The organism is Microbacterium excoecariae (genome assembly GCF_011326725.1).
Taxonomy (GTDB): domain Bacteria; phylum Actinomycetota; class Actinomycetes; order Actinomycetales; family Microbacteriaceae; genus Microbacterium; species Microbacterium excoecariae.
In genome coordinates this window covers 39,170-61,263 of record NZ_JAANCO010000001.1, presented here as the reverse complement: position 1 = coordinate 61,263, position 22,094 = coordinate 39,170, and the positions used below count along the sequence as shown (strand labels likewise).

The following is a 22,094-nucleotide window of genomic DNA, read 5'->3' as shown; positions in this document are numbered from 1 at the left end:
ACGCCGCCCGCCCCGTGTGGGGCGGGCGGCGAGAAAAAGCCGGTCAGGCGGCCAATCGGAAGCCGCGCAGGTCGGTGGCGACGCGTTCGCCATCGCGAATGCTTTCGTCGTCCCCGATAAGGGATCCGCCCGCGATCTGTGCGCCGGACCCGACGTGCACCCGCACCCCGATCTTGGCCTTCGCCCCGATGGCCGCATCGGGGCCGATGTGCGCGTTCGCGTCGATGACGGCGCCCTGGCCGATCACGGCGCCCGGTTCGATCCAGGCCCCGGCGCCGATGCGCGCGCCGTCAAGCACCCGTGCGCGGGGCTCGATGTACGCCCCCGCCTCCACGCGCGCCGTCGCGGCGACCTTCGCGCCGTGGGCGACGAGCCCGCGGCCGTTCGCGTGCTTGCGGTAACGCAGCACGTCTCCGTCATCGCTTTCAATGTCGACGTAGTTCTTACCCACAGTGCCCTTCCGCGTTGTTCGGTTTCTGGTCGGACATCGGGGACAACCGCGATGTTCCTGCAGTTATTCCCGCGAATGGAATACGGCCATCGTGCGCGCGCCGATGAGGCGCCGGCTGGAGGGAACCTATGCCCCACCTGTGAGCGCGCGCCGCGGGAGGAGCGCAGGGGCGGCGGCGAATGTCGGAGCCCCGCGCTACCGTCGATGTGTGCCGAGGACATCGCTCTCCGCCCCCGAGGCCCGCCGGATCGCGCTCGCCGCGCATGGGCTGGCGTCCGCGCGCCCCGCGGATCCGGGGTCCCGATCGATTGTCGCGACCATCCGTCGCATGGGCGTGCTCCAGATCGACTCGGTCAACGTCTTTGCCCGCTCGCATTACCTGCCGCTCTTCTCGCGCCTCGGCGCGTACGATCCGGCCACGCTGGACCGGCTCGTGATGCGGCGCGCGACGCCCGCGCGGCCGGCGCGCTTCGTGGAATACCTCGCGCACGAGGCCGCATTCATGCCGGTGGAGGACTGGCCGCTCTGGGGGTTCCGGCGGCGCGAGGTGCGCGATCGCGCGGGGCGTTGGGGCGGCTGGGCGGCGGATCCGGACAACGCGAGCGTCGTCGACCGCGTGCGGGCCGAGCTCGCCGCCCGCGGCCCGCTGCGGCCCGCGGAGATCGAGTCCGTCGGTCGCGCGGCACGCGGCGGTCCGTGGTGGGACTGGGATCACGTCAAGCGCGCGTTGGAGTTCCTCTGGGCGTCGGGCGAGGTCGCGATCGCGGGAAGGCAGGGCTTCGAGCGGGTGTACGCGCTCGCCGAGCAGGTGCTGCCGGGCGAGGTCATCGGGCGTGACGCGCCGTACGACGTGTCGGTGCGCGAGCTGGTGCTCCGCGCGGCCCGGGCCTCGGGCGTCGCGACGATCGCCGACCTGAACGACTACTTCCGCCTCCGCGACCAGCGCGCCGTGAAGGTCGCGGTCGCCGAGCTCGTCGACGCCGGTGAGCTGTCGCCCGTGACGGTCGAGGGGTGGGCCGATCAGGCGGGGCGGCCTCTTCCGGCATGGATCCACCGCTCGGCGCGCCTGCCCCGGGCGATCGACCGCGCGGCACTCCTCACTCCCTTCGACCCCGTCGTGTGGTTCCGCGACCGGGCGGAGCGCCTCTTCGACTTCCACTATCGGATCGAGATCTACGTGCCGCAGGCGCAGCGGCGCTTTGGGTATTACTCGCTTCCCGTGCTCGTCGACGACCGTGTGGTGGGGCGCGTCGACCTCAAGGCCGACCGCGCGGCGTCGGCCCTCCGCGTCCAGTCCGCGTGGTGGGAGCCGCACGCGGCGGGCGGCCGCGCCGCCGAGCGGATCGCCGCCGAGCTCCGCCGCGCGGCCGACTGGCAGGGCCTCGAGCGGGTCACCGTCTCGCGGTGGGGCGACGCGACCGACCACCTCGCGGCCGCGCTCGCCGCCGAGCGCCACGCCCACCCCCGGGAGCGCGGGCGGTGACGCGGGGTCAGCCCGCGACGCCCGTGAGCGGATCTACGGGCCCGGCGCTCACGCCGTGGGCTGTGGCGACCGGGTAGCCCTCGCGCTTCCAGTACTCGAAGCCCCCGATCATGAGCTTGACGGGGTAGCCGAGCTCCGCGAACGCGAGCGCGGCCTTGTCGCCGCCGTTGCACCCCGGGCTCCAGCAGTAGACGACGACCGCCGTCCCCGCAGGAATCTCGCTCACGGCGCGCTCCGCGATCTCGCGCGTCGGAAGGTGGACGGCGCCCTCGGCGTGGCCCTGATCCCAGGCGGCGCGAGAGCGCGTATCGACGAGGACGAACGCCTCGCCCGCGCGCTGCGCCGCGTAGGTGTCGGCGGGGTCGGTCTCGACCGCGAGCTTGGCGCGGAAGTGGGCGGCGGCATCGATCATGGCGCGAGCCTATCGAGACCGTGCCCGTCTGGACGACGGGTTCAGGGGACGGGCTGGCACACGGGGCACCAGAACGCGCGGCGCTCCTCGCCGGGCCGTGCGCCGAGATCCGTGCGTCGGACGAGGGTGCCGCAGCGCCGGCACGGCCGCCCATCGCGCCCGTACACCCAGTGCCGTTCGCCCTGCCGATTCGCTCCCGTGAACGTGCGACGCGTGCGGCCGACGTTCGCGCGGAGCGCCCGCGCGCCGAGGTCGACGAGGGCCGCGGCGTCGACGTCGGCCATCGGCGTGGTCGGCGAGACCCCGCGGAGGAAGAGCAGTTCGCTCGCGTACACGTTGCCGAGACCCGCGACGTTGCGCTGGTCGAGGAGGGCGACGTGCGCGGCCCGCTCGTCGCGCTCGAGCCGGCGGACGGCCTCCCCGGGATCCCAGGCGGGGCCGAGCGGATCCGGCCCGAGGTGGCCGATCGCGTCGTCCTCGCGCGCGGTCTCGAGGAGCTCGACGATGCCGAGCTCGAAGCCGACGGCCTCCTGAGACGCGGTCGAAAGGATCGCCCGCGCCTGGAACGCGGGACGGCGCCACCGGGACCCTGCGGGGTGCACGTGCCACTCGCCCTCCATCTTCAGGTGCGTGTGCAGGGTGACGTCGCCGAGCGTGTGGAGGAGGTGCTTGCCGACCGCGCGCACGCGCTCGACCGTGCGGCCGGAGAGGTCGGCCGTCGCGGCGCGGGGGACGCGCAGCTCGCCGCGCACGAGCACGTCGCCCGCGAGCGCGTCGTGCAGGCGCCGCGCGGCGCGGTGGGCGGTGTCTCCCTCGGGCACGCCTACCTCCGCGTCTCGCGTCGGAGGGACAGCCCCTTGGTCGCCTCCACGAATCCCGCGGCGCGCAGGTGGCGCGCGAGGGGGGAGCCGTAGACGAACTCGCCGTTGACCTTTTCGACGGTCAGGGTCTCGAACGCGTGCCGGCGCGCGGCTTCCGCGAGGCCGGCGGTCGCCGCCTGGCGGGCGTCCTCGTCCGCAGTGAACGCCAGGACGGTGCGCCCGCCGCGCTCGAGGTAGAGCGTGAGAGCGCCGTCGACGAGAACCACGAGGCCGCCGGGCTTGCGCCCGGGCCGGTGGGTGACCTCGTCGAGCGCGGGCCACGGCAGCGCGGCGCCGTAGGGATTGGCGGGGTCGGTCGCGGCGAGCACGCGCGCCGCCCGCGGCGCAGGATCGGGCAGCGCGCCGAAGGTGCGCAGCCGGTCGATCGTGGCGGACGCGGCGAACTGCGCCGCGCCGAGCCCCTCGATGACGTAGCCGCGGCGGCAATGCCCCGCGTCCTCGAACTGCGCGAGCGTGCGGTACACCTGCGCGAAGCCGCCCGGGGCGCCCTCGTTCTGGACGGATCCGCGCGTGACGACGCCGTAGCGATCGAGCAGGAGCGACGCGCGCGCGGCCGCGCGCACGGTCTCGTCGGCGTCGGGCGACGCGAGGAGGGACCAGCGCCCGCCGAGCGACGCGGGGCGCGGCGCGGATCCGCCGGCGCGGGAGAAAGACACGCCCCGGAACGTGCGGGTGCGGGGGGCGCGCCGGGCAACCTTGTGGCTCTGGGAGCCGCCGGACAGCAAGGTCCGGACGGGGGCGAAGGTGTCGTTCGTGACGCGCGACGCCCACACGAGCCGCCAGAGCGCCTCCGTCACGGCGGCCTCCGAGATCTCCGCGGCCTCGGGAGGCGCGAGGCCCTCGCGCACCATGTCGGCGACCTGGGCCGCGAAGTAGGCTCCCCCGCGGGCGAGGGCGGCGAGGATCCGCGCGTCGAGGCCGTCGGTGCCCGCGAGGTCGGCGGGCGGCTGCAGCGTGACGGGCACGAGGTCGGCGGGGTGGAGCGCGATCCAGCCGTCGCGGCCGGAGATCGCGCCGTGGCCCGACCAGACCACCTCGCCCGTCGCGGTGAGCTCGTCGAGCAGCCCCGGGGCGTAGTCGCGCACGCGGCTCGGAAGCACGAGCGACTCCCAGGCGCTCGCGGGGATCGGCACGCCCGCGAGCTGCTCGACCACCTGGAGCACGCCGTCGATGCCCTCGAGCGGGAGGTCGAGGTGATGCCACGACGGCAGGAAGCGGGCGAAGGCGTCGGGGGGAACGGGCTCGACGGACCCGCGTAGCGCCGCGAGCGAGCGGATCCGGATCCGCCGCAGCGCGCCGCTGTCGCACCACTCCGGTTCGTCGCCGAGCGATGCCCCCGCGCCGTCGGGCAGGAAGAACCCGCTGACGGCGCGGCCCGCGGTCTCTAAGCGTTGCAACGCGTGCCGGGCGACCGCCTGACCCACGCCGAGGCGGGTCGCGAGGGCGGCGGCGGGGAAGGGGCCGTGCGTGCGGGCGTATCGGCTGACGAGGTCGCCGAGCGGGTCGGCCACCGGCTCCGTGAACGCGGCCGGAACGCCCACGGGCAGGGCCGTCCCGAGGGCGTCGCGCAGGCGGCCCGCGTCCTCGATCGCGGCGACGCGCTCCTCGCCGCCCATGTGGACGCGAATCGCGCGCCGCGCGCGGACCAGCTCGTCGAGGTGCGCCGCAGCGACCTCGGGCGAGGCGGCTCCGGGGTCGTCGGGCGCAGCCTCGTCGCCGTCGGCCTCCGTGCGGGGGGCGGGCGCGGTCGTGCCGTCGCCCGAGGGCGGCTCCCGCGGGGCGTCGAGGCGCTCCGCCACCTCCGTGGCGGTCAGCGGGCCGAGCAGGCGCAGCAGGTCGGCGACGCCCTCGATGCCGCGCGCTCGTCGCCCCGGCGCGAGGCGCTGCACCTCGCGCTCGAACTGCGCGATCACGGCCGGGTCGAGCAGCTCGCGCATCTCGACGCGGCCCAGGAGCTCGCCCAGGAGCGCCGGGTCCACGGAGAGCGCGGCGGCCCGGCGCTCGGCGAGGGGGGAATCGCCCTCGTACATGAAGGCGCCGACGTATCCGAAGAGCAGGTCGCGGGCGTAGGGCGACGGCTGGGCGGGCTCGCTCTCGACCAGGCGGATGCCGCGGCCCGCGATGCCGCGCGCGACGCGCAGGAGCGCGGGCAGGTCGTAGACGTCCTGCAGAACCTCGCGCAGCGTCTCGAGGATGACGGGGAACGTCGGATGGCTGCGGGCCACCTCGAGGAGGGCGGCCGAGCGCTGGCGCTGCTGCCACAGGGGCATCCGCTTGCCGGGGTTGAGGCGCGGCATGAGGAGGGCGCGCGCGGCGCACTCGCGGAATCGGGAGGCGAACAGCGCGGATCCGCCGACCTCGTCCGTGACGATCTGCTCGAGCTCGTCGGGGTCGAAGGCGAACAGGTCGGCGCCCGGAGGGTCGGTCTCGGCGTCCGGGATCCGCGCGACGATGCCGTCGTCGCTCGCCACGGCGGATCCGTCCACGCCGAGGCGCTCGCGGATGCGCGCGTTCACGGCGAGCGCCCACGGCGCGTGCACGTGCATGCCGTAGGGGGAATGGAGGATGATCCGCCAGTCGCCCACCTCGTCGCGGCCCCGCTCGACCGTCAGGGTCGTGTCGGTGGGGAGGGATCCGGTGGCCTCGCGCTGTTCGGCGAGGAGGGCGAGGAGATTCGCGCGCGCGTTCTCGTCGAGGCCCGCGCTCGCGAGGCGGGCGTGCGCCTCGGCGGCCGGCGCGCCGGCGACCTCGCGGACCATGCGCCCGAGCGCCTCGCCCAGCTCGGCGGGCCGCCCGAGACCGTCGCCGGTCCAGAACGGCACGCGTCCGGGCTGGCCGAAGGCGGGAGTGACGTTGACGCGATCGTGGGTGATCTCGACGATCCGCCAGCTCGTCGTGCCGAGCGTGAACACGTCGCCCACGCGGGATTCGTAGACCATCTCCTCGTCGAGCTCGCCGACGCGCGCGTTCTGCGTCTCGCCCGCGACGAAGACGCCGAACAGCCCCCGATCGGGGATTGTGCCCCCGCTGGTCACCGCCAGTCGCTGCGTCCCCGGGCGCCCCTCGAAGACGCCGCGGTCGCGGTCCCACACGATCCGGGGGCGCAATTCCGCGAATTCGTCGGACGGGTACCGCCCGGCCAGGAGATCGAGGGTCGCCTCGAAGGCGCTGCGGGGGAGGGCGCGAAACGGCGCGCTCCGCCGGACCAACGCGAACCAGTCCTCGACGTCGACCGCGTCGAGAGCGGACGCCGCGACGGTCTGCTGGGCGAGGATGTCGAGGGGGTTCTGCGGGACGGAGATCGCCTCGATCTGGCCCGCCAGCATGCGCTCGGTCACGATGGCCGTGTGGAGCACGTCGCCGCGATGCTTGGGGAAGAGGTCGGCGCGGCTGATCTCGCCGACCTGGTGGCCCGCGCGCCCGACGCGCTGTAGCCCGCTCGCGGCGCTCGGCGGCGCCTCGACCTGGATCACGAGGTCGACGGCGCCCATGTCGATGCCGAGCTCGAGGCTGCTCGTCGCGACGACGCAGCGCAACGCCCCCGACTTCAGCTCCTCCTCGACGATGGCCCGCTGGTCCTTCGACACGGACCCGTGATGCGCCTTGGCGAGGACGGGCGCGACGCCGGAGGTCTGACCGGACTGCGCGATCATCTGCGCGGGCATCGTCGGCTCGGGCGTGGCGAGCCCGAGCCGCTCGGCGTGAATCTCGTTCAGGCGCCCCGTGAGGCGCTCGGCGAGGCGGCGCGAGTTCGCGAACACGATGGTCGATCGGTGCGCGAGCACGCGATCGACGATCGCCTCCTCGACGTGCGGCCACACGGATCCCGTGACCTCGACGTTCTCGGTGGGAGGCATGTCGCCCGCGCCTGGCGTGCCCTCCCAGAAGCGGTCGTCGGCGGGGGAGACGGGATCGTCGGAGGGTCCCGGTGCGTTCGACGCGCGCGCCTCGGGCGCGGGCGGGTTTTGCATGTCCTCGATCGGGACGCGTACGCGGAGGTCGAAGGTCTTCGCGGCGGGCGGCGCGACGATGTCGACCGGCGCGGAGCCGCCGAGGAACCGCGCGACCTCGTCGATGGGGCGCACGGTCGCGGACAGCCCGATGCGCTGCGCGGGGCGCTCGAGCAGGGCGTCGAGGCGCTCGAGGGAGACCGCGAGGTGCGCGCCCCGTTTGGACGCGGCGACCGCGTGCACCTCGTCCACGATGACGGTGTGCACCTCGCGCAGGGTCTCGCGGGCGTTCGAGGTGAGCATGAGGTAGAGCGACTCGGGCGTGGTGATGAGCACGTCGGGCGGCTGCCGCACGAGGCGCTGGCGGGCCGACGAGGGGGTGTCGCCCGATCGCACGCCGGCCTGCACGGCGGGCGGCTCGACCCCGAGACGCCGCGCGGCCTGCGAGATCCCGACGAGGGGCGACTGCAGGTTGCGCTCCACATCGACCCCGAGCGCCTTCAGCGGCGAGACGTAAAGGATCTTCGTCCGGGTCTTCGCCGAACGCGGGCGCTCCCTCGCCTCGAGCCCCGGGAGGGGCCCGCCCGAGGTGCCCTCGCGGAACAGGCGGTCGATCGCCCAGAGGAAGGCGGACAGCGTCTTGCCGGACCCCGTCGGTGCCACGACGAGGGCGTGCCGACCCTGCGAGATGGCATTCCACGCGCCCTCCTGGGCGGGCGTCGGTGCGCGGAAGGCGCCCCGAAACCACACGCGCGTCGGGGCGCTAAAGCGGTCGAGGACGTCCATGGATCCATCCTGCCCGGCCCCACCGACATCGGGCCCGCCCCGCCCCGCTCCCGACACAACGCAGTCAATCCGACGCCCGCCGTCGTCGTTTCTGCGGATCCGCCGGCCTCCCGCCGAATTGTGACTGCGTTGTGTTCGGGGGCGCGTCGTCGGGCGAGACGAATGCCGGTATATCTGAACGCGGTCTGTGTGGATCCCTTGACGCGCCTGAAACGTCTTACTACCGTCCCGGATAACGCTTTCCATCGCGTGCGGGCCGCCGGCCCGCACGGCGATCGAGCGTGCCCCGGCCGGGGCTCCGCGCCGGCGACGACGCCGGTGCGACGCGATCAGAGAGGATCGAATGTCCAGCGCATTTTGGCGCGCCGACGGCTCCCCCGGGGGCAGGCGCCGCACGATACGCACGATCAGCCAGGTGACCGCCGTCGCCCTCGTGGCCTCGGGGGCGGTCGCCACGGCGCCCGCCGCAGTGGCCGCCGTCCCGGCCGCCGAGGCCGCGGATCTCACGCCCGTCCGATTCGATTTCGGGCCCGGTGCCGTCCAGGCCGGCTACGAGCAGGTCACCGCCGACACGGCCTACACGCCGGAGCGCGGGTACGGCTTCGTCGAGGGCGGAACCGTGACCGAGGCGGACCGCGGCGGCGACGACGCGCTGCGCGGCGACTTCGTCGCCCCGGCGGACGCGACGTTCGTCGTCGACCTCGACAACGTCGACTACACCGTCTCGCTGATCGCGGGCGACGCCGAGGGCGCGACCGACATCGCGATCGCGAGCGAGTTCATGCAGAAGGTGCAACCGACCCAGCGGGCGACGGGCGAGTACCTCGAGATGAGCTACGACATCGCGCTGGTCGATGGCCAGCTGTCGTTCACCTTCTCCGGCGAGACGCCGAACATCGCCGCGCTGGAGATCACCCCGCACCCCGCGCGCGAGGCGGCCGCGGTGCCGACCGCGTATCTGACCGGCGACTCGACGATGCAGACCTACGACCCCTACTGGGAGCCGCAGGCCGGCTGGGGCCAGATGTTCGAGCGCTTCCTGTCGGACGACGTCGCCGTCGACAACCAGTCGATTGGTGGCCGCAGCTCCCGCTCGTTCGTCGAGCAGGGGCGCCTCGACACGGTGCTGCGCAGCGTCCGGCCGGGCGACTACGTCTTCACGCAGTTCGGCCACAACGACGCCACGGAGTCCGTCCCCGAGCGCTACACGAGTCCCGAGGACTTCCGCGAGTACCTGAAGATCTACGTCGAGGGCACGCGCCAGCGGGGCGGGATCCCCGTGCTCGTGACCCCCGTGAACCGCCTCGACGTGAACACCGAGACGGGGCTGTTCAACGAGAGCTTCCCGGAGTACGTCCAGGCTGTGAAGGACGTCTCGGCCGAGCTCGACGTCGACATGGTCGACCTCTCCGCCTCGAGCCGCGCCTACCTCGACGAGATCGGGGTGGAGAACGCGAAGTCCGTGTTCCTCCACGTCCCCGCGGGGGTGTATCCGAACCGTCCGGACGGCACGACCGACAACACGCACTTCCAGGAGTACGGCGCGATCCAGATGGCGCGGCTCGTCGCCACCGACGTCGCCGAGCTGGGGCTGCCGATGTCGGACGCCGTCGAGGTCACGACGCCGGACGCCGTGCCGGCCGCGCCCGCCGGCGTGAGTGTGACGGGCACGACGGGTGCGTCCGTGTCCCTCGCCTGGGACGAGACGGACGGCGCCGACATCTACCGGATCTACCGTGCGCCGTCCGGATCCGACGACTTCGCCCTCGCGGGCACGTCGACGATCCCGCAGGCGTCGATCTCGGGCCTCGAGGAGGGCGCGGCGTACGACTTCCGCGTCGCCGCCGCGAACGGCCTGGGCGAGGGCGAGCGCAGCGCGGTCGTCTCCGCCACCACGCGGGTCGCCGAGTATCGATACGACTTCGGCCCGGTCGGATCCGTCGTCGCCGAGGGCTTCGACGAGGTCACGCGCGACACGATCTACGACGAGGAGACGGGCTTCGGGCTCGTGGACGCGAGCGGCATGATCGATCGCGACCGCGGATCCGACCTCGACGATGTCGCCCGCGACTTCGTCGCGGAGTTCGGCGGCGAGTACGAGTTCGTGACCGACGTGCCGAACGGCGAGTACTCCGCCGCCGTGACGGTCGGCGACCTGCTCGGAACCGTGCGCACCAACGTGGAGATGGAGGGGCGCGACCTCGGCGGCGTCTCCGCCAGCCGCGGCGCGAGCGAGAAGGTCTTCGAGGACATCGTGGTCCGCGACGGGCAGTTGTCCGTGACGATCACGGGGCAGACGGGGCACCTCAACGGGCTGGAGATCACGCCGATCCTCGTCGCGCCGACGGGCCTGGCGCTCGACGGCGTCGAGATCTCGGGGCAGACGGGCACGGTTGCCCTGAGCTGGCAGGCCGCGCCGGAGGCCGAGTCGTACCGCGTGTATCGCACCGCGCCCGACGGCGCGGCCGAGCTCGTCGCCGAGACGGAGGGCACGAGCGCGACCGACGACACGGCGGCCGCCGGAAGCTCCTACACCTACGCGGTCGCGGCCGTGACGCCGGGCGGCGAGTCCGTGCCGTCCGAAGAGGTCGCCGTCGACGTCATCGACCCCGACGTGGCGGCCCCCGCCGCGCCCACGGGCCTCGCGGCGGACGACGTCCAGGCGCGCGAGATCTCGCTCTCCTGGGACGAGACCGACACCGCGCTGTTCTACCTCGTGAGCCGCGCGGAGTCGGCGGACGGCGACTTCGAGGTCGTCGGCCGCACCGACGAGCCCGCGTTCACCGACACGGACGTCCTCACGACCGTGCCGTTCTTCTACCGGGTCCAGGCGGTCAACGCCGGCGGCGCGGGCGCGGCATCCGACGTCCTCGAGACCCCGGCCGAGACGGTCCTGGCGCGCGACGCCGAGCGGATCGGGCGCCAGCCTGTCGCCGTCGCGCAGGACGGGGGCGTGTACCTCGGGTGGCGCATGAACGGTGACGACGCGGACGACGTGGGGTTCCACGTCTATCGCGACGGCGAGCGGATCACCGCGGAGCCGGTCACGGGATCCACAAACCTGCTCGATGCCGACGGATCCGCCGACGCGACCTACCGCGTCTCGGAGGTGACGGACGACGGTGAGGTCTGGGCGACCGACGAGTTCGGCGTCTGGGGCGACCAGTTCCTCGACGTGCCGCTCGACAAGCCCGAGGGCGGGTACACGCCCGACGGGCAGCCCTACGACTACACGGCGAACGACGCGACGGTCGGCGACGTCGACGGCGACGGGCAGTACGAGGTCGTGCTGCTGTGGAACCCGACGAACGCGAAGGACAACTCGCAGTCGGGGTACACCGGAAACGTGTTCCTCGACGCCTACGAGCTCGACGGCCAGAAGCTCTGGCGCATCGACCTCGGGCGCAACATCCGGGCGGGCGCGCACTACTCGCAGCCTATGCTCGCCGACGTCGACGGGAACGGATCGGCGGAGCTGTTCGTGAAGACGGCGGACGGCACGGTCGACGGCGAGGGGACCGTGATCGGCGACGCCGACGCGGACTGGCGGAACTCCTCCGGCTACGTGCTGCAGGGGCCGGAGTTCCTCACGGTCTTCGAGGGGGCGACGGGGCGCGCGGTCGACACGATCGACTTCATCCCGGAGCGCGGCGACGTCTCCTCGTGGGGCGATGGCTACGGCAACCGCGTCGACCGCTTCCTCGCCTCGGTGGCCTACCTCGACGGCGAGCACCCCAGCGTGGTCTTCAGCCGCGGCTACTACACCCGTGCGGTCATCTCGGCGTTCGACTTCGACGGCGAGAAGATTTCCACGCGGTGGACGTTCGACTCCTCGGAGCCGGGCAACGGCGACTACTACGGCCAGGGCAACCACAACATGAACGTCGCGGACGTCGACGGAGATCAGAAGGACGAGATCATCTTCGGATCCGCCGCGATCGACGACGACGGCGAGGGGCTCTACTCGACGGGCCTGGGCCACGGCGATGCGCTCCACATCAGCGACTTCGACCCGTCGCGTCCCGGCCTCGAGGTGTTCGCGGCGCAGGAGGACATGGGCCGTTCGGACAACCGCGGCGCGACCTTCCGCGACGCGGCCACGGGCGAGATCCTCTGGGACATCCCGGCGGACCGCGACACGGGGCGCGCGGCGATGGCCGACATCGACCCGCGCTACGAGGGCGCCGAGGGCTGGGCCGTCGGCGGCGACGCCGCCTGGAATTCGCCCGTCGGGCAGCTGAAGAGCGCATCGGGAGAGCTCGTCTCCGAGACGATCCCCGCCGCGAACTTCGTGGGCCTGTGGGACGGCGACCTCCTCAGCGAGATCGTCGACCACGACTACAACGCGGAGACGGGGGCAGGATCGCCCGTCATCTCGAAGTGGGACTACGAGGCGGGCGAGCAGGTCGCGATCTTCTCGCCCGAGGGGGTCCTCACCAACAACAGCACGAAGGGGAACCCGGCGCTCCAGGCGGACATCTTCGGCGACTGGCGCGAGGAGGTCATGTATCGCACGACCGACTCGAGCGCGCTGCGGATCTTCACGACGGTCGACGTGACCGAACACAAGCTGCGCACCCTGATGTCGGATCCCGCGTACCGCGTGGCCGTGCAGACGCAGCTGTCCGCCTACAACCAGCCCCCGCACACGAGCTACTTCCTCGGTGAGGGCATGGCGGCCCCGGCGGCACCGTCGTTGAACTACACGACGCCGGCGCCCGAGGCGGAGCCCGTCGCCGCCTCGCCCGTGTCCGTCGACGTGTCAGCGCGCACCGTGGGCAAGAGCGTGATGCTCGAGGTCTCGGCGACGAACACGGGCGACGACGCCGTCCGCGTCGAGGTCTCCTCGGCCTTCGGCGACCGGACGATTCCGCGCCTCGGCGCGGGGGCGGAGCGCACCGTGCGGATCCACACGCACGCGCAGGACGTCGCGGCCGGCACCCTCGAGGTCACCGTGACGGACGCCGCGGGGGAGGTGACGACGACGACCGTCGCGTACGACGCGCAGACCGCCCGATAGGAGCGGTCACGAACGGGGCGGGCGGTGCCGACGGGCACCGCCCGCCCTCGTTCACGCGCGGGGCGTCAGGCGCCCGTGGAGGAAGACGGCGAGGTCGTCGAGCTCCGCGGCGGAGACCGCGTGCGCGAGGCCCGGGTAGATCCGGCCGACGAGCTCGCTGTGGCCCGGCAGCCAGTCGGTCGTGTGCGCGATCGCGGCCTCGGGGATCACGGCATCGGCGGATCCGCGCCCCCAGAATACGGGCGGCCGCCGCTCGGCGAGCGCCGCGTCGCCTGGCAGGTCGCCGCCCGCGGCGTATCCGGAGAGGTTCACGACGGCGTCGAACCGCTCGGGCGCGAGCCGCATCGCCTGGAGCGCGACCGCCCCGCCCTGCGAGAACCCGACGAGAGTGACCGCGGGCGCGCTCGCCGCGGCGTCGTCGAGCCACTCGATCAGGCGGGCGGCGGCGGCCGTGACGAGCTCCGGGTCGCGCGACTGCAGGCCCTCGATCGGGTACCAGGAATACCCGTCGAGGGGGAACGGCGGCGCGAGCGGGGCGCGCACGGAGGCGATCGCGTACGGATCCGGCATCCGCTCGCGGAGCGCGAAGAGGTCGCGCTCGTCGGATCCGTAACCGTGCAGCAGCACGATGAGCGGGCGCGCTTCGGGATCGGCGGACCAGAGGACGGCGTCGGAATCGAGGGGCGGCGTCTGCATGGATCCATTCTGGCCCGCACCCCCGACAGGGAGATTCGTGGTGTGCGGGAATACCCTAGGGGGGTATATGGTTGTGATCCGCGACGAGAGGAACACCATGACCGACGCACCGCACACACACGGCTATATCGAGAGCAAAGACCGCGTGCTCGCGCGGCTGCGTCGCATCGAGGGGCAGGTGCGCGGGATCCATCGCATGGTCGACGAGGAGAAGTACTGCATCGACATCCTGACGCAGGTCTCCGCGACGACGAAGGCGTTGGAGTCCGTGGCGCTCGGGCTGCTCGATGACCACCTCTCCCACTGCGTCGCCGACGCCGTTCGCGAGGGCGGACAGGTCGCCGACGAGAAGCTCACGGAGGCGTCCGATGCCATCGCGCGCCTCGTTCGTTCCTAACCCCGGGAGGAAACCATGAACAAGACCTATACCGTCCAGGGCATGACCTGCCAGCACTGCGTCATGAGCGTCACCGAGGAGGTCTCGGACATCGCGGGCGTCGAGAAGGTCGACGTCGATCTCGCGACCGGCCGCCTCACCGTCACGGCACCCGAGATCGACGACGCGGCCGTCGCCGCCGCCGTCTCCGAGGCCGGGTATGCGCTCGCCGCGCCCGGCGACCTGGGGATCCGCCCCGCCTGAGCGCGGGATCGCGAGGAGGAGAGATGAGCACCACCGAGCTGGATCTCGAGATCCAGGGAATGACCTGTGCCTCATGCGCGGGTCGGATCGAGCGCAGGCTGAACAAGCTCGACGGCGTGACGGCCGAGGTCAACTACGCCACCGAGAAGGCGCACGTGTCGTGGGAGGGGGATCTCACCCCCGACGACCTCGTGGGCGCCGTCGAGGCGGCCGGCTACGCCGCCACCCTGCCGCGGCCCGACGAGGCCGACGCGCGGGGGCGCCACGTCCGCGCCCTCGGGGTGCGGCTCGCGGCGGTCGTCGCGCTGACGGTTCCCGTCGTCCTCCTCGCGATGGTCCCGCCGCTGCAGTTCCCCGGCTGGCAGTGGGTCTCGCTGGCCCTCGCGCTGCCCGTCGTGCTCTGGGGCGGATCCGGGTTCCACCGCGCCGCGTGGACGAACCTGCGCCACGGCGCCGCCACGATGGACACGCTCGTGTCCGTCGGCACGCTCGCGGCGCTCGGCTGGAGCCTGTACGCGCTCGTCTTCGGCACCGCCGGCGAGATCGGGATGAGCCACGGCTGGTCCCTCCTCGCGACGCACGCGGACGGATCCGGCTCTATCTATCTCGAGGCGGCCGCGGGCGTGACCGCGTTCATCCTCGCCGGCCGGTACATCGAGGCCCGCTCCAAGCTGCGCGCGGGCGATGCGCTGCGCGCCCTGCTCGACCTCGGGGCCAAGGACGTCGCGGTGCGGCAGGCCGACGGAACCGAGGTGCGCATTCCCGCCGACCGGCTCGCCGTGGGCGACGTGTTCGTCGTGCGCCCGGGCGAGAAGGTCGCGACCGACGGGGAGATCCTCGAGGGCGCGAGCGCCATCGACACGTCGATGGTGACGGGCGAACCCGTTCCCGTCGAGGTGGGCGTCGGCGACCGCGTCGTCGGCGGCACGATCAACGCGAGCGGCGTGCTCGCGGTGCGGGCGACGCGCGTCGGATCCGACACCCAGCTCGCGCAGATGGCCCACCTCGTCGAACAGGCGCAGGCGTCGAAGGCCGACGCGCAGCGCATCGCCGACAAGATCGCGGGCATCTTCGTCCCCATCGTCATCGTCGTCGCGCTCGGCACGCTCGCGGCGTGGCTCGTCCTCGGCCAGCCGGTCGCGGCGGCGTTCACGGCGGCCGTCGCGGTGCTCATCATCGCGTGCCCATGCGCGCTCGGGCTCGCCACGCCCCTCGCCCTCATGATCGGCACCGGCACGGGCGCGCAGCACGGGATCCTCATCCGCGACGCGCAGGCGCTGGAACGCGCCCGCGCGATCGATACGATCGTGCTCGACAAGACGGGCACCGTCACGGCGGGCTCGATGAGCGTGCGCGGCGTGGAGGCCGCGGCGGGGGAGGACGCGGACGAGGTTCTCCGCATCGCCGCCGCCGTCGAGTCCGGATCCGAGCACCCCATCGCCCGCGCGATCGTCGCGGCCGCGGAGGGCGCGCCCGCCGTGTCCGACTTCCGCGCGCTCGCGGGTCTGGGTGCCCAGGGCGTCGTCGAGGGCCGCGGCGTGGTCGTGGGCCGTCCCGCGCTGCTCGAGCAGTGGGCCGCGGAGCTCGATTCGGACCTGGCGCGCCGCTTCGCCGCGGCCGAGGCCTCGGGCGCGACGGTGGTCGCGGTCGCGTGGGACGGGCGCGCGCGCGGCGTCATCGCGATCGCCGACGCCGTCAAGCCCACGAGCCGTCAGGCGGTCACGGAGCTGCGGGCGCTGGGCCTTGAACCGGTGCTCGTCACGGGAGACGCCGAGGCGCCCGCGCGGGCCGTCGCGGACGAGGTCGGCATCGAGCGCGTCATCGCGGGAGTCCTCCCCGCCGAGAAGGTCGAGGTCGTCCGGCGCCTGCAGGCCGAGGGGCGCCAGGTGGCGATGGTCGGTGACGGCGTCAACGACGCCGCGGCCCTCGCGCAGGCGGATCTCGGCATGGCGATGGGCACGGGCACGGACGTCGCGATCGAGGCGAGCGACCTCACGCTCGTGCGCGGCGACCTGCGCGTCGCGGCCCAGGCCGTGCGGCTCTCGCGCCGCACGATCGCCATCATCCGCGGCAACCTGTTCTGGGCGTTCGCGTACAACGTCGCCGCGATCCCGGTCGCCGCGCTCGGCCTGCTTGCGCCGATGCTGGCGGGCGCCGCGATGGCGTTCAGCTCGGTGTTCGTCGTCCTGAACAGCCTGCGTCTGCGCCGCCTCCCGTAAGTCCACATTTCTCCGGTAAGTCTCCGCGGAATCCGCGGAGACTTACCGGAGAAATGTGGATTTGGGCGGGGCGCGGTACCGTGTCCGCATGGCCGTGCGCACCCCCGATCCGGATCCCGAAGACCTCCCCGAGGACCCTCGCTTCTCGAGCGATCTCGGCATGAGCGGGCTCGGCGCGGTGCCGGGCGGATCCGCCAATCCCGCCTGGCTCAGCGATGTCGAACTCGCCGAGATCCGCCGGCGCCTGCCGATCCTGTACGTCGAGGCGGTGCCGGTGCGCACTGACGGCACGGGGCAGGTGACCGAGGTCGGCATCCTGTTGCGCTCGACGAGCGTCGGGTCGCTCACGCGCACGATCGTGTCGGGGCGCGTGCGCCACGGAGAGACGGTGCGCGACGCGCTGTTCCGCCACCTCGAGAACGATCTCGGCCCGATGGCGTTCCCGCAGGTGCCGCCGTCGCCCGCGCCCTTCACGGTGGCCGAGTACTTCCCGCTGCCGGGGGTGTCCGCGTTCCACGACGACCGCCAGCACGCGGTGTCGCTCGCGTACGTCGTGCCGGTCACGGGCACGTGCGAGCCGCGCCAGGACGCGCTCGAGGTGACCTGGATGTCGCCGGAGGAGGCGGCGTCCGACGCCCTCGCGGCCGAGATGGAGGGCGGCCGCGGCACCCTCATCCGCCAGGCGCTCGCGAGCGTCGGCGCGCTGCGGTAGGCCGCGTAAGTCCACATTTCTCCGGTAAGTCTCCGCGGAATCCGCGGAGACTTACCGGAGAAATGTGGACTTGGGGCTGGGGCGCCCGGGCCTCAGTCGATGTGGGGCATGGCGTGCGGATCCTCGAACACGGCGGTCGCGTCGCCGAACGCCTGGCGGAGCGCCTGGCGCACCGCGACGATGCCCGGTGACTCGCGCGAGGACTCCCTCGCCGCGGTGAAGAGCTCGCGGTGCGGGTTGCCCGGGAGGTCGATGAGCCGCACCGGGCTCTCGTCGCCCGCGAGCAGCTGCTCGGGGAGAAGCCCCACGGCGTGCCCGGCCGAGATGAGGCGGACCTGGGCGAGGAGGTCGGCGGCGCTGTAGCGCACGTCTGGCTCGAAGCCGGCGGCGCGACACTGTTGCACCGACCAGGTGCGCACGGCCGTGCCCACCGGCTCCATGATCCACGGCGCCTCGGCCGCGTCCTCGAGCGAGCGGATCGGCGAATCGGGGCTGACGGCGAGGCGGATGGGGTCGCGCCCGAGCGTCACGCGGTCGAGTCCCGGCCGTCGCTCGCGGGTGTGGCCGGGGTATTGCTCGGCGATCACGAGGTCGAAACCGCGCGCTTCGACCTCGAACAGTCCCTCCTCGGGCGGCACCACCCACGCCTCGATCCGGAGGCCGGGGTGGCTCACCGCGAGCATGTCGAGCATGCGCGGCAGCAGCGCGCGCGCCGAGGTCTGCAGCGCGGAAATGCGCACGGGCGCCGGGATCGGGTTGTCGAGATCGAGGTCCTCGCGCACGCGTTCCTCGAGCGCGAGGACGCGCGCGGCGTGCTCCGCGACCGCCTCGCCCTGCGCCGTCAGCCGCACGCGCCGGCCGTCGGCCTGGAGCAGCGAGACCCCCACCTCCTGCTCGAGCTGCGCGAGCTGCTGCGAGACCGTCGACGGTGAGTAGTTCAGCGCGGCCGCGACCGCCGTGATCGTGCCGCGCAGCTGCAGCTCGCGCAGGAGCAGCAGGCGGTGCGTGCTCCATCCCGTACTCATCGTTCGACAGTACCGAACGGATCCGTTCGGTCACACGGGGTGGATCGGGGCGGATCCGGGGCGCACCATGGGGGGATCGCGGTCGCGAGGAGGCGGCCGCGGACCGGGTGCGGGGCGGGCCGCGCGCCCGGGAGGACGCCACCGCAAATTGTTCGAAGAAATCGAATAAAGATCTTCGAAACTGTGCGCTTTACCTGACGGTTTTTCCCGCGCACGATGGGGTGACCGTTCTTGGAAAGAGGTGAACTTCATGACCATCGAGCCGCGCAACCACGCGCCGTTCCAGGCCCCAGACACGACAGGAGCCGCCGTGCATGCGACTATCGACGCCGCGCTCGCCGACGAGGCGATCGCGCAGGTGCGCGCGTGGCTCGTCGCCGCGCGCGAGGAGAAGGTGGACGCGGCCGCGAAGAACCTCGCGGGCGTCCTCAGCGATCCGAAGGGCCTCGACTTCGCCGTCGGGTTCGTCGACGGCGTCGTCCGGCCCGAGGACCTCCGCGTCGCCGCCCGGAACTTCCAGCTCGTCTCGCGGGGCGTGCCCGCCTTCCTCCCCGCGCCGCTGCGCGGCCTCGTGCGCCTGGGCGGCGCCGTCGCGCCCGCGTTCCCCGCCATCGTCGTGCCGATCGCGCGCAAGGTCCTGCGCGAGATGGTCCGCCACCTCATCGTCGACGCGACCGAGTCGAAGCTCGGCCCCGCGCTGCGAAAGATCGGCGGCGAGGGGATCCGCCTGAACGTCAACCTCCTCGGCGAGGCGATCCTCGGCCAGCGCGAGGCCGACCGGCGCGTCGCCGGCACAATGCGCCTGATCGAGCGCCCCGACGTCGACTACGTCTCGATCAAGGTCTCCTCGACCGTCGCCCCGCACAGCCTGTGGGCGCACGACCAGGCCGTGGCGCACGCGGTCGAGGCGCTCGCCCCCGTGTATCGCGCGGCGCTCGCGCACGACACGTTCCTCAACCTCGACATGGAGGAGTACAAGGACCTCGACCTCACCCTCGACGTCTTCCAGACCCTCCTCGACCGCGACGAGTTCCAGGCGAGCCGCGCGGGCATCGTCCTGCAGGCGTACCTGCCCGACGCGCTGTCGGCCATGATCCGCCTCCAGGAATGGGCGGCGCGGCGCGTGGCCGCCGGCGGCGCGCCCATCAAGGTGCGCGTCGTGAAGGGCGCGAACCTCCCCATGGAGCAGGTCGACGCCGAGACCCACGAGTGGCCCCTCGCGACCTGGCCGTCCAAGCAGCACACGGACGCGGGATACAAGCAGGTCCTCGACTACGCGCTCACCCCCGAGCGCGTCGCGAACGTCGGCCTCGGCATCGCGGGGCACAACCTGTTCGACGTCGCCCTCGCGAAGCTCCTCGCCGAGCGCCGCGGGATCCGCATCGAGCCCGGCTCGCCCGTCGAGTTCGAGATGCTTCTCGGCATGGCCACGCAGCAGGCGGCGGTCGTGCGCCGCGACGTCGGCGAGCTGCTGCTCTACACGCCCGTCGTCCAGCCCGCCGAGTTCGACGTCGCGATCGCCTACCTCATCCGCCGCCTCGAGGAGGGCGCGAGCCCCGACAACTTCATGTCGGCCGTGTTCGACCTCGACCGCAACGAGGCCCTCTTCGCGCGCGAGAAGGATCGCTTCCTCACCTCGATCGACATGATGCCGACCGAGGTCCCCGCCCCGAACCGCGTGATGGACCGCCGCGAAAAGCAGCCCGCCGGCCCGCGCGGCACCTTCCGCGGCACCCCGGACACGGATCCGGCCGTCGCGGCCAACCGCGAGTGGGCGGCGGGAATTCGCTCCCGCATGCAGGACTCGCAGCTCGGTGTCGCGGCGCTCGAGGCGAACACGATCCGCGAGGCCGCGGAGCTCGACGCCCTCGTGGCGGGCGCGCTGACGGCCGCCGAAGAGTGGGCTGCGCGTCCGCTCGCGGAGCGCGTGGAGATCCTGCACCGCGCCGGCGACGCGCTCGAGGCGCGCCGCGCCGACCTCCTCGAGGTCATGGGCTCCGAGTGCGGCAAGGTCGTCGAGCAGGGCGACCCCGAGGTCAGCGAGGCGATCGACTTCGCCCACTTCTACGCCGCGAGCGCCGAGAAGGTCGCCGCGGTCGACGGGGCGACCTACGCGCCCGCGAAGGTCACGGCCGTGATCCCGCCGTGGAACTTCCCCGCCGCGATTCCCGCGGGCGGGGTCCTGGCGGCGCTCGCCGCCGGATCCGCTGTCGTGTTCAAGCCCGCGCGCCAGGCGGCGCGCACGGGCGCGGTCGTCGCCGAGGCGCTCTGGGAGGCCGGCGTGCCGCGCGAGGTGCTGCGCCTCGTGCGCCTCGAGGGTCGCGAGCTCGGATCCCGTCTCCTCGCCCACGAGAGCGTCGACCAGGCCATTCTGACCGGCGCGTACGAGACGGCCGAGCTGTTCCGCTCCTTCCGCGCCGACCTGCCGCTGCTCGCCGAGACGAGCGGCAAGAACGCCATCATCGTGACCCCGAGCGCCGACCTGGACCTCGCGGCGAAGGACATCGCGTACTCGGCGTTCGGCCACGCGGGCCAGAAGTGCTCGGCGGCCTCGCTCGTCGTGCTCGTCGGATCCGTCGCCACGAGCGAGCGCTTCCGCCGCCAGCTGCTCGACGCCGTCGACGGCTACGAGGTGGGCCTGCCCTGGACCGAGGGCGCCCGCATCGGGCCGGTCATCGCCCCCGCCGAGGGCAAGCTCCTGCGCGGCCTCACGACGCTCGAGCCCGGCCAGTCGTGGCTGCGTCAGCCGAAGCAGCTCGACGAGGAGGGCGCGCTCTGGACGCCCGGGATCCGCGCCGGCGTGAAGCCGGGATCCGAGTTCCACCTGACGGAGTACTTCGGGCCCGTCACGGGCATCATCGAGGCGGCCACGCTGGAGGAGGCCATCGCGATCGTCAACGCGGTCGACTACGGGCTCACCTCGGGCCTGCACTCCCTCGACGTCGACGAGATCCAGACGTGGCTCGGATCCATCCAGGCGGGCAACGCGTACATCAACCGGGTCATCACGGGCGCGATCGTCGAGCGCCAGCCGTTCGGCGGCTGGAAGAAGTCGGCGGTCGGACCGGGCACGAAGGCCGGCGGGCCGAGCTACCTGTTCGGGCTCGGCGCGTGGGCGGACGCGCCGGTCCGGGGCGAGGCGCGGCAGGACGCCGCCGCGCGCCGCGCGCTCAAGGCCGTCCCCGCCGAGGAGCGGGCCTGGCTGGCCGCGGCCCTCTCGACGGACATCGCCGCGTGGGAGGACGAGTTCGGGCTCGCGCGCGACGTGCAGGGCCTCGAGCTCGAGCAGAACGTCCTGCGCTACGTCCCGACCGCCGTGACGGTGCGGTTCGAGGGCGGCCGCGAGGCGGAGCTCGTGCGCGTGGTCGCCGCCGGCGCCCGCATCGGCGCCCCCATCGCGGTCTCGGCCGCGGCGCGCCCCACCCGCGCCGTCCGGGACTACCTCGCCGAGGTCGGCGCGACGCTCCACGTCGACGACGAGATCGCCTGGGCCGCACGCGCCGCCCGGTTCGCGGAGCAGGGGGCCCGGATCCGGCTCATCGGCGGATCCGCGGATCCGATCGTGCGCGCCACGTCCGGCGAGCCGAACGTCGCGATCTACGCGGGTGAGGTCACGTCGGCGGGACGCGTCGAGATGCTGCCGTTCGTGCGCGAGCAGGCCGTGTCGATCACGGCGCACCGGTTCGGGAACCCCCGCCGGTACGAGGTGCCGGTGGTCGCAGGCGGCGGATCGGACCTCGTCGCGCGCTGATCCGCGCATCGCGGCGCCGCCCTCCCCGCACGCGGAGGGCGGCGCCGCTGATAGCGTTCGCACGTTCG

Annotated in this window: 13 protein-coding genes; 7 read left to right on the top strand and 6 right to left on the bottom strand. The window is 73.1% G+C overall.

Going from position 1 to position 22,094, the window contains the following annotated elements:
* Positions 1 to 43: 43 nt before the first annotated feature.
* On the bottom strand, positions 44 to 451 hold the full coding sequence (locus G8E01_RS00245) for a DapH/DapD/GlmU-related protein (RefSeq protein ID WP_166314222.1): 408 nt from the start codon (positions 449 to 451) through the stop codon (positions 44 to 46).
* Between the two features lie 208 nt (positions 452 to 659).
* Here G8E01_RS00245 and G8E01_RS00240 point away from each other — a divergent pair, with 208 nt between their 5' ends.
* Positions 660 to 1,934, top strand: a complete 1,275-nt coding sequence (locus G8E01_RS00240) for a DNA glycosylase AlkZ-like family protein (RefSeq protein WP_166314219.1) — start codon at positions 660 to 662, stop codon at positions 1,932 to 1,934.
* A 7-nt stretch (positions 1,935 to 1,941) separates the two neighbouring features.
* Here the strand turns inward: G8E01_RS00240 and G8E01_RS00235 are convergent, their stop codons facing one another.
* Genes G8E01_RS00235 through G8E01_RS00225 form a run of 3 tightly spaced genes read right to left on the bottom strand, consistent with a single transcriptional unit; the run spans position 1,942 to position 7,963 of the window.
* Positions 1,942 to 2,346 carry a rhodanese-like domain-containing protein gene (locus G8E01_RS00235; RefSeq protein WP_166314216.1) on the bottom strand — a complete coding sequence of 135 codons (405 nt, stop codon included), beginning with the start codon at positions 2,344 to 2,346 and terminating at the stop codon, positions 1,942 to 1,944.
* Positions 2,347 to 2,387: 41 nt separating this feature from the next.
* Positions 2,388 to 3,167: an Fpg/Nei family DNA glycosylase gene (locus G8E01_RS00230; protein WP_166314213.1), complete on the bottom strand. Its 780-nt coding sequence runs from the start codon at positions 3,165 to 3,167 to the stop codon at positions 2,388 to 2,390.
* 2 nt (positions 3,168 to 3,169) lie between these two features.
* Positions 3,170 to 7,963: an Lhr family ATP-dependent helicase gene (locus tag G8E01_RS00225; protein WP_166314210.1), complete on the bottom strand. Its 4,794-nt coding sequence runs from the start codon at positions 7,961 to 7,963 to the stop codon at positions 3,170 to 3,172.
* Between the two features lie 343 nt (positions 7,964 to 8,306).
* Between G8E01_RS00225 and G8E01_RS13005 the strand changes: the two genes are divergently transcribed.
* Positions 8,307 to 12,983: a rhamnogalacturonan lyase family protein gene (locus tag G8E01_RS13005; RefSeq protein ID WP_205827184.1), complete on the top strand. Its 4,677-nt coding sequence runs from the start codon at positions 8,307 to 8,309 to the stop codon at positions 12,981 to 12,983.
* A 51-nt stretch (positions 12,984 to 13,034) separates the two neighbouring features.
* Here G8E01_RS13005 and G8E01_RS00215 read toward each other — a convergent pair whose 3' ends face one another.
* Entirely contained in the window at positions 13,035 to 13,679 is a 645-nt protein-coding gene (locus tag G8E01_RS00215) for an alpha/beta hydrolase (protein WP_166314205.1), read from the bottom strand.
* A 97-nt stretch (positions 13,680 to 13,776) separates the two neighbouring features.
* On the opposite strand from G8E01_RS00215, the gene G8E01_RS00210 reads away from it, so the two are divergent.
* The 4 genes from G8E01_RS00210 to G8E01_RS00195 all read left to right on the top strand — a co-directional run bounded on the left by G8E01_RS00210 (position 13,777) and on the right by G8E01_RS00195 (position 17,250).
* Entirely contained in the window at positions 13,777 to 14,076 is a 300-nt protein-coding gene (locus G8E01_RS00210; protein ID WP_205827183.1) for a metal-sensitive transcriptional regulator, read from the top strand.
* Between the two features lie 15 nt (positions 14,077 to 14,091).
* A complete protein-coding gene (locus tag G8E01_RS00205) occupies positions 14,092 to 14,319 on the top strand; it encodes a heavy-metal-associated domain-containing protein (protein ID WP_166314201.1) in 228 nt (75 codons plus the stop codon).
* Between the two features lie 23 nt (positions 14,320 to 14,342).
* Positions 14,343 to 16,538 (top strand): heavy metal translocating P-type ATPase, encoded by a 2,196-nt coding sequence (locus tag G8E01_RS00200; protein ID WP_166314199.1) that lies wholly within the window; start codon positions 14,343 to 14,345, stop codon positions 16,536 to 16,538.
* Between the two features lie 88 nt (positions 16,539 to 16,626).
* Positions 16,627 to 17,250 (top strand): NUDIX hydrolase family protein, encoded by a 624-nt coding sequence (locus G8E01_RS00195; RefSeq protein WP_155048202.1) that lies wholly within the window; start codon positions 16,627 to 16,629, stop codon positions 17,248 to 17,250.
* Between the two features lie 92 nt (positions 17,251 to 17,342).
* Here G8E01_RS00195 and G8E01_RS00190 read toward each other — a convergent pair whose 3' ends face one another.
* On the bottom strand, positions 17,343 to 18,275 hold the full coding sequence (locus G8E01_RS00190) for a LysR family transcriptional regulator (RefSeq protein WP_166314197.1): 933 nt from the start codon (positions 18,273 to 18,275) through the stop codon (positions 17,343 to 17,345).
* A 250-nt stretch (positions 18,276 to 18,525) separates the two neighbouring features.
* On the opposite strand from G8E01_RS00190, the gene G8E01_RS00185 reads away from it, so the two are divergent.
* Positions 18,526 to 22,026 carry a bifunctional proline dehydrogenase/L-glutamate gamma-semialdehyde dehydrogenase gene (locus G8E01_RS00185; RefSeq protein ID WP_166314195.1) on the top strand — a complete coding sequence of 1,167 codons (3,501 nt, stop codon included), beginning with the start codon at positions 18,526 to 18,528 and terminating at the stop codon, positions 22,024 to 22,026.
* Positions 22,027 to 22,094: the final 68 nt, after the last annotated feature.